Origin of the sequence: Pseudoalteromonas sp. MMG012 (assembly GCF_018100875.1) — a bacterium.
Classification (GTDB): Bacteria; Pseudomonadota; Gammaproteobacteria; order Enterobacterales; family Alteromonadaceae; genus Pseudoalteromonas; species Pseudoalteromonas aurantia.
The window spans coordinates 1-7,047 of the sequence record NZ_JAGJEF010000127.1; the positions used below are offsets into that span (position 1 = coordinate 1).

Consider the following 7,047-nt stretch of genomic DNA (forward strand, 5'->3'; position numbering starts at 1 on the left):
AGTGATCTGTCGCCAGTAGAGTATGAACAAAATTCCTTAAGAATAGTGTCCTGATTTAGTTGTGCAGAACATCAAATGAAACAGGGTCAATTTCAGTCAGTGAATTGTATCGTTTTTCACTAACTGTTACACCGATTGATGACTCCACGGTTAGTATAGTCAGCGAGTTAGAGCTAGATGGAAAACAGATGTCACCGACTTTAGAGGTTGAGCTTGGCAAAGAAGCAAGTATAAATATGGATGGCAAAGCGTTTTCCATAATTGTGAGTAAAGCTGAAGGTTAACCTGTATTAGAGCTTGTAGCGCGTAAATCAAATAGGGGCTATGAGATATTATGTGACTAAGCATGAGTTAGCGTGATTGTGGTTAAAGTACGTATATTATCCAATGTACAGTGACTTTAGCCCCAAGTTTGTGCTGTGTTTAGTCTGTATTTTTACTATACATAACGTCGTTTATTACAGCTGTTCTGCTGTCAGTTATTTGAAAGTGATGTTTATAGCATCATATCGATTGTTTCTTATGGCTATTTTTACCAGCCAGTTTCCCTTTGTTGTATATCATATTCATAACTAAACGGCACTAATGGTGCTTGTATTTTTCCCTGAGCACTTAGAATAATCAGATCAAATCGTATGCTTTTTACTGCGAGGGAATAGTCTAAGTTGAGCAATATTGAATGTAAGTCTTTGTAAAGTTTGTTGAGACTTGACGATTAAGCAAATTACACTAGAAATAACTAATTAGTGTCTTATAACCTAACAGGAAAGAATTATAATGCTAAAAATAACCGCAGTCAGTGTCGCGGTAGCAATAGTGTTAACTGGGTGTACGAGTACGTTTGATATTTCTCCCGATTATCAGCAAAATTTGGTAATTCCGAGTGCATGGCAGTACCCACAAACTTTACAACCAGTTGATTTAAACTGGCTGGAACAGTTCTCAACATCACACTTGCATCAGTTAGTTGACATCGCCATAGAAAATAATCGCGTACTCAAGCAGCAACAGCTGGCGGTCGAATCAGCAAAGCAGCAGCTTATTGTCTCAGGTAGTGCTTTGTGGCCCTCTCTCGATATGTCTTTGGATAGTAGCCGCCGGAAAAATGCGTCGTCAGGTACCACTGGAAATAATCACGCATTAGACTTAACACTGCGTTATGAATTAGATGTATGGGGTAAACTCTCTGCTGGCGAACGCAGAGATAATTTGTCGTTGTTAGCACAGCAAGAAACTTTATCTCAGCATACCTATGACTTAGTCGCCAAAGTTGTTATAGCATGGTTCTCGGTCATTGAATCTCAAGGTCAGCTCATGTTGCTACAAGAGAGAGCGGAGTTGGCGAAGCAAAACTTAGATATTATTGAGAGTGGTTACAAACAAGGCTTAAATAATGCTTTAGATGTGTATTTAACACGTAATGAGCAGAGTAATGAAAAAGCCAAGCTAGCCAGTCAAAGTGCGTTAAGTGTGCAAAAAAAACGCGAATTAGAGCGTTTATTGGGGCATTATCCCGCAGGCCTTATTGAAGTAGAAGCAACGTTGCCGGTCATAGATTCGGCATTACTATTGGGTTTACCTTCAGAGCTTATTCGTCGTAAACCTGAGTTGCGTGCAAGTTGGCATCAACTGCTAGCGCAAGATGCTGCGCTTGCATACGCTCATAAACAGCGCTTTCCAAGTTTTAATTTAACCGCGAAATACGGGACGAGTAGTGATGACTTGGCTGATTTATTGTCGTCTTCTAGTGTGGGGTGGTCGTTATTATCTGGTATTACAGCGCCGTTATTTAATGCGGGAAAATTGGCCGCCAATGAAGAAAAGGCGCGAATTGAATTACAGGTAACAGAATTATCTTATCTAGAAGCACTTCATCACGCTTTTGAACAGGTAGAAAATGGCATCACCAATGAACAGTCATTGCAACGCCAATACGAAAATACCTCTGCTGCTGCAAAAAATGCCAAGTTAGCTGAGCAATTATCTTTCGCGCAATATCAAAAAGGCTTAGTGTCGTATACAACCGTATTAGATGCTCAAAAACGCTCATTTGAAGCGCAAAGTGGACTTATCTCAATTAAGAATCAAATCATTAAAAATCGCGTAGAGCTACACTTAGCACTTGGCGGCGATTTTCAATCAGGACAGGTAAAAGGCACAGTCAATGAATAAGAGAAAACGCATTTTATTGCCAGTCGCAGTATTGGTTATATCGGTTGCCGCAATTATGTTGATTGTTAATAACCCACCAAAGAATAGTCGTTCAAAAAGCAAGCCTCAAGCGCAGATGTTGGTTGAAATTGAACAACTTCAATCTAGCGAGTTTACCTTGAACATTGCCAGTTATGGCGTTGTAAAACCGAGAACTCAGAGTATGTTGGTTGCGCAAGTCTCAGGTGAAGTGAGTTACATAAACGATCATTTTAGAGATGGTGGGTTCTTTGAAAAAGGAGATGTGTTGCTGCGTATTGACGATAGAGATTACCAAGCAGAAGTAAAAATATCACAGGCGACTTTGCTAAGTGCAGAGCAGGCTTTGTTAGAAGAACAGGCACGCAGTGAGCAAGCGAAGGAAGATTGGCTGCGTTTAGGTAATGGTAGTCAAGCCAGTGAGTTGGTTTTACGTAAGCCACAATTGGCAGCACAACACGCTAATGTACTGTCGGCACAGGCTAAATTGGAAAAAGCGCAGTTGGCTTTGGAGCGTACATCTGTTGTAGCGCCATTCTCAGGCAGAGTATTATCGAAAAAAGTCGACTTAGGTCAGGTTGTGTCTAGTAATGGCCAAATAGCTGAAATTTACGCCATAGATTATGTTGAAATAAGACTACCAATTAATAACCGTGATTTGGCGTTTATTAATTTACCAGAACGCTCTAGAGAGGGCACCCATAATGGGCTTCAAACCCAAGTGACCTTGACCTCAGATCTGGTAGGCACCCAGCAATGGCATGGGCAAATAATCAGAACGGAAGGGGCTATCAGTGAGCAATCTCAACAATTGTATGTTGTTGCTCAAATTGAAGACCCCTATTCAGTGGACAAAATGGCTGGGTTTGCGATTAAAATTGGTCAGTATGTTAATGCGCAAATCACCGGAAAAACCCTCTGTAATATAATTATAATCCCCAATAATGCCATTTATCAGGGCAGTTATGTGTATGTGTTAAATAACGATAATTTACTGATGAGAAAGGACGTTCAGTTAGCTTGGCAAAATAAAGAAATCGCCATTGTAAAATCGGGTTTAGACGCAGGCATGCGTTTGGTAACAACGCCGCTTGGCCAAGTGAGTTCAGGGACCAAAGTGGTGGTTATTAATGATAACAGTGAACCTCATATTGCTGATAAGCGCAAAACAAAGGGTGATAGACAAGAGCGACGAAACAACGCTCCAGGAGCTGACTTATGATTGCATGGTTTACACGAAATCATGTGGCGGCTAATTTGCTGATGATTTCAATTTTGCTCGGAGGGTTGTTCTCAGTCTCAACACAAATACCATTAGAGGTGTTTCCTTCATTTGAAACGGATCGAATTAGTATCAATATGTCGCTTCGTGGCGCCACCCCTGAAGATGTTGAACAGGGCGTTGCTATTCGAATTGAAGAAGCTGTACAAGACTTAGAGGGTATTAAAAAAATATCGAGTCGCTCAGCTGAAGGTTCCGCGTCCGTTACAATAGAGGTAGATACCGGCTATGATGCCAGAGACATGTTGGCAGATATAAAAAGTCGAGTAGATGCGATAAATACCTTTCCTGCAGACGCAGAAAAGCCGGTGATCTCGTTGGCACAACGCAAGCGAGACGTTATTACGGTAACGGTTTCGGGAGACTATAGCGAGGAAGAAACTCGTGAGTTTGCTGAGCAAGTCAGAGATGATTTGTTGCGTATTGATGGCGTGACACAAATAGAACTGGATGGTGTGAGAGACTATGAAATTGCCATTGAAGTCAGCCAAGACAAACTCCGCCAATACAATTTAACCATAGATCAGGTTTCTAACCTGATCGCGAGTTCTAGTGCAGATGTATCTGCGGGGAATTTAAAATCATCAGGAGGCGATATTTTATTACGCTCAAAAGGACAAGCGTATCGTAAAGATGAATTTGCCCAAATAGCCATTAAAACCAATGCGGACGGTTCTGTGATCCGTTTAGATGATATTGCTACCATTTTAGATGATTTTGAAGAAACACCAGTCAGAACACGCTTTAATGGTAAACAAGCTGCATTTATTGAGGTATATAGAATTGGCCAGCAAAGTGCCATTGAAGTCGCGGATAAAATAAAGGCTTATATTGAAAGCCGTCAAGATACTTTGCCTTATGGCTATGAGTTAAGCTATTGGGATGATGATTCTACCATTGTGAAAAATCGAATCTCAACTTTGACCTCTAATGCAATGCAAGGCGGGATTTTGGTATTGGCCTTATTAACCTTGTTCTTGAGACCTGCGATTGCTTTTTGGGTTTTTATTGGTATACCGGTGTCTTTTATGGGGGCTTTCTTAGCGATGCCATTCTTTGGTATCACACTGAATATAATGAGTTTATTTGGATTTATTCTGGTGTTAGGTATCGTCGTAGACGATGCAATTGTAACCGGAGAAAATATTTATACCCACCTTAATAGTGCTGAATCAGGTGAGCAAGCCGCCATCCGTGGTACGACTGAGGTGGCCACTCCGGTGACTTTTGGTATTTTAACCACCGTGGCGGCATTTTTACCGTTGGCTTTTATTGACGGAGCAAGAGGTGCTTTGTTTGCGCAAATTCCTGTTGTGGTTATTCCCGTCTTGTTGATGTCTTTGGTTGAATCTAAGTTTGTTTTACCTGCTCATCTTAAATATCTTAAGTTAAGAAAAGAAAAGGGAAAAGTAAGTCGCTTTAGTCAATTTCAACAAAATTTTGCAGATGGGTTTGAACGTGGAATCTTAAAGTATTACCACCCGCTTTTAAAGCGCGCGGTCTCCAACAAAGGCGTAACATTAAGCGCCTTTATTGGGGTCTTTTTCATTATTATTGCGCTGATCAGCAGTGGTTGGACTAAGTTTATATTTTTCCCGCGGATCCCCAGTGAAACCGTCAGGGCAAATTTGACTTTGCCAACGGGAACCCCCTTTGAAGTAACGGCAAAATATATCGATTTAATGTCTGATAAGGCGCAGATATTAAAAGATAAATATAGAGATCCTGAGACCGGGGAGAGTGTAATAACGCATATTTTGGCAACCACAGGGGGACGCGGCGGCGCTGGTAATGTGGGTAGAGTACGTTTTGAGATCACACCACCAGAGACACGTGCATTGAATATTGGCTCACGCGCATTAGTCAGCGAATGGCGGCAGCTCATCGGTCAAATCCCAGGGGCAGAAAGCTTGACGTTTAGAGCTGAGATTGGTCGTTCAAGTGATCCAATTGACGTTCAGTTAACGGGGACTTCTTTAACTGTGTTGAAAGAAGTGGCAAATAAAGTGAAGGAAAATCTCAATACTTATCCCACAGTGTTCGATATTGTTGACAGCTTGAGCGATGGCAAAGAAGAGTTACAAATCGATTTGACTGAGCAGGGGAAAGCGCTTGGGTTAACTCGCACAGATGTGTCACGCCAGATCCGCAGTGCATTTTTTGGTGCACAGGTACAGCGAATTCAGCGTGGTCGAGATGATGTGCGCGTGATGGTGAGGTTACCCTTAACTGAGCGCAGTAACTTAACCACCCTCAATGATATTCTCATTAATACACCAAATGGACAAACTGTTCCGCTTAGCCATATCGCCAAGCTAACGCCGGGGCAAAGCCCTTCGAGCATTTATAGAATCGACAGATATAGAACCGTGAACGTGACGGCAGACATTGAAAAAGAAAATACCAATATGACCGTGCTGCAAGAGGAACTGAAAGTGTACTTAGATCAATTGGTGATCCAGTACCCTGGTGTCAGTCATTCATTAGAAGGCGAAGCAAAAGAGCAGCGCGAGTCGTTTAGCTCATTAGGCTGGGCGTTACTGTTTGTATTTTTTGTAATTTATACGCTGTTGGCTATCCCATTTAAATCTTACTTGCAGCCTCTTATTGTAATGAGTGTCATCCCTTTCGGCATGATAGGCGCGGTGGTAGGTCATTGGATCATGGGAATGGAGCTAACGATAATGAGTTTATTAGGTATGTTGGCACTGATAGGCGTTGTCGTGAATGATTCATTGGTATTGGTGGATTACATCAATAAGCAACGTCAGCGAGGGCTTGATACAATGACTGCAGTACTGAATGCGGGCGCCGCTCGGTTTAGACCTGTTATGTTGACCAGTATCACCACTTTTTGTGGTTTGATGCCGCTATTATTCGAGCAGCAAACACAAGCTCAGTTTTTAATACCCATGGCGGTATCTCTTGGGTTCGGCATTATTTTCGCCACACTCATTACCTTAATTTTGGTGCCGGTAAATTACCTATTGACGGAAAAAATGATTAGCTTCTCGGCCCGTTTAAGGGCGCACCCAGTGTAGAGTTATGCCGTGTCACAAAATAAGTAAATAAGGGCACATAAATGTGCCTTTATTTTTTATGAACGCTGCTTTTTAATCTAACTTTTTGATTATAAATCATAAATGAATTAATATTGGGGTGTTAAAAATCAATGTGAGAATGGGCTTTGTTGTGCTCATTAAATATACTAATAAGGAAATTATACAATTGAAGTATTTACTATTTATCGCTGTTTTTTTTCTCAGTGCATGCAGCACGCCTAATGTTTCTAAAAATGTGTACTTTACCAATGTGATGGACATTATAGCTTTGAGTGAAGGAAACACACCAGATGGGCTAAAAGGGACATTTCAGCTCCCTATAAAAGCATCGGGAACGCAACATCGCACGACTTATTTAAATACTGAATTAGATTATCGAGACAGAAGAAATATCTCTGTGTCACTTCACCCAAAAGTCATACATGACTTTATTGCAAAATTTGGTGCTCACCCTGAAAGCTACTTTATTAATAAAACCATATTAGTTACTGGAGAGGCAAAACGGGTGAAAAT

The 7,047-nt window shown here is 41.3% G+C and carries 5 protein-coding genes; all 5 read left to right on the forward strand.

Annotated features, from left to right (window positions below; translation table 11 throughout):
* Positions 1-59: 59 nt before the first annotated feature.
* Positions 60-284, forward strand: coding sequence for a hypothetical protein (locus J8L97_RS22095; RefSeq protein ID WP_211052826.1), 225 nt, complete (start codon positions 60-62; stop codon positions 282-284).
* Between the two features lie 493 nt (positions 285-777).
* Positions 778-2,172: an efflux transporter outer membrane subunit gene (locus tag J8L97_RS22100; RefSeq protein ID WP_211052822.1), complete on the forward strand. Its 1,395-nt coding sequence runs from the start codon at positions 778-780 to the stop codon at positions 2,170-2,172.
* Positions 2,165-3,412, forward strand: a complete 1,248-nt coding sequence (locus tag J8L97_RS22105) for an efflux RND transporter periplasmic adaptor subunit (protein WP_211052823.1) — start codon at positions 2,165-2,167, stop codon at positions 3,410-3,412. Before J8L97_RS22100 ends, J8L97_RS22105 begins: the two co-directional genes overlap by 8 nt.
* On the forward strand, positions 3,409-6,513 hold the full coding sequence (locus J8L97_RS22110) for an efflux RND transporter permease subunit (protein ID WP_211052824.1): 3,105 nt from the start codon (positions 3,409-3,411) through the stop codon (positions 6,511-6,513). The genes J8L97_RS22105 and J8L97_RS22110 overlap by 4 nt, the downstream gene beginning before the upstream one ends.
* A 187-nt stretch (positions 6,514-6,700) precedes the next feature.
* On the forward strand, positions 6,701-7,047 hold a 347-nt coding region (locus J8L97_RS22115), incomplete at its 3' end, for a hypothetical protein (RefSeq protein WP_211052825.1).

Excerpts from the sequence above, each read along its gene's own strand:
- J8L97_RS22100 (WP_211052822.1), top strand. The coding sequence starts at position 778 with ATGCTAAAAATAACCGCAGTCAGTGTCGCGGTAGCAATAGTGTTAACT.
- J8L97_RS22105 (WP_211052823.1), top strand. The coding sequence starts at position 2,165 with ATGAATAAGAGAAAACGCATTTTATTGCCAGTCGCAGTATTGGTTATA.
- J8L97_RS22110 (WP_211052824.1), top strand. The coding sequence starts at position 3,409 with ATGATTGCATGGTTTACACGAAATCATGTGGCGGCTAATTTGCTGATG.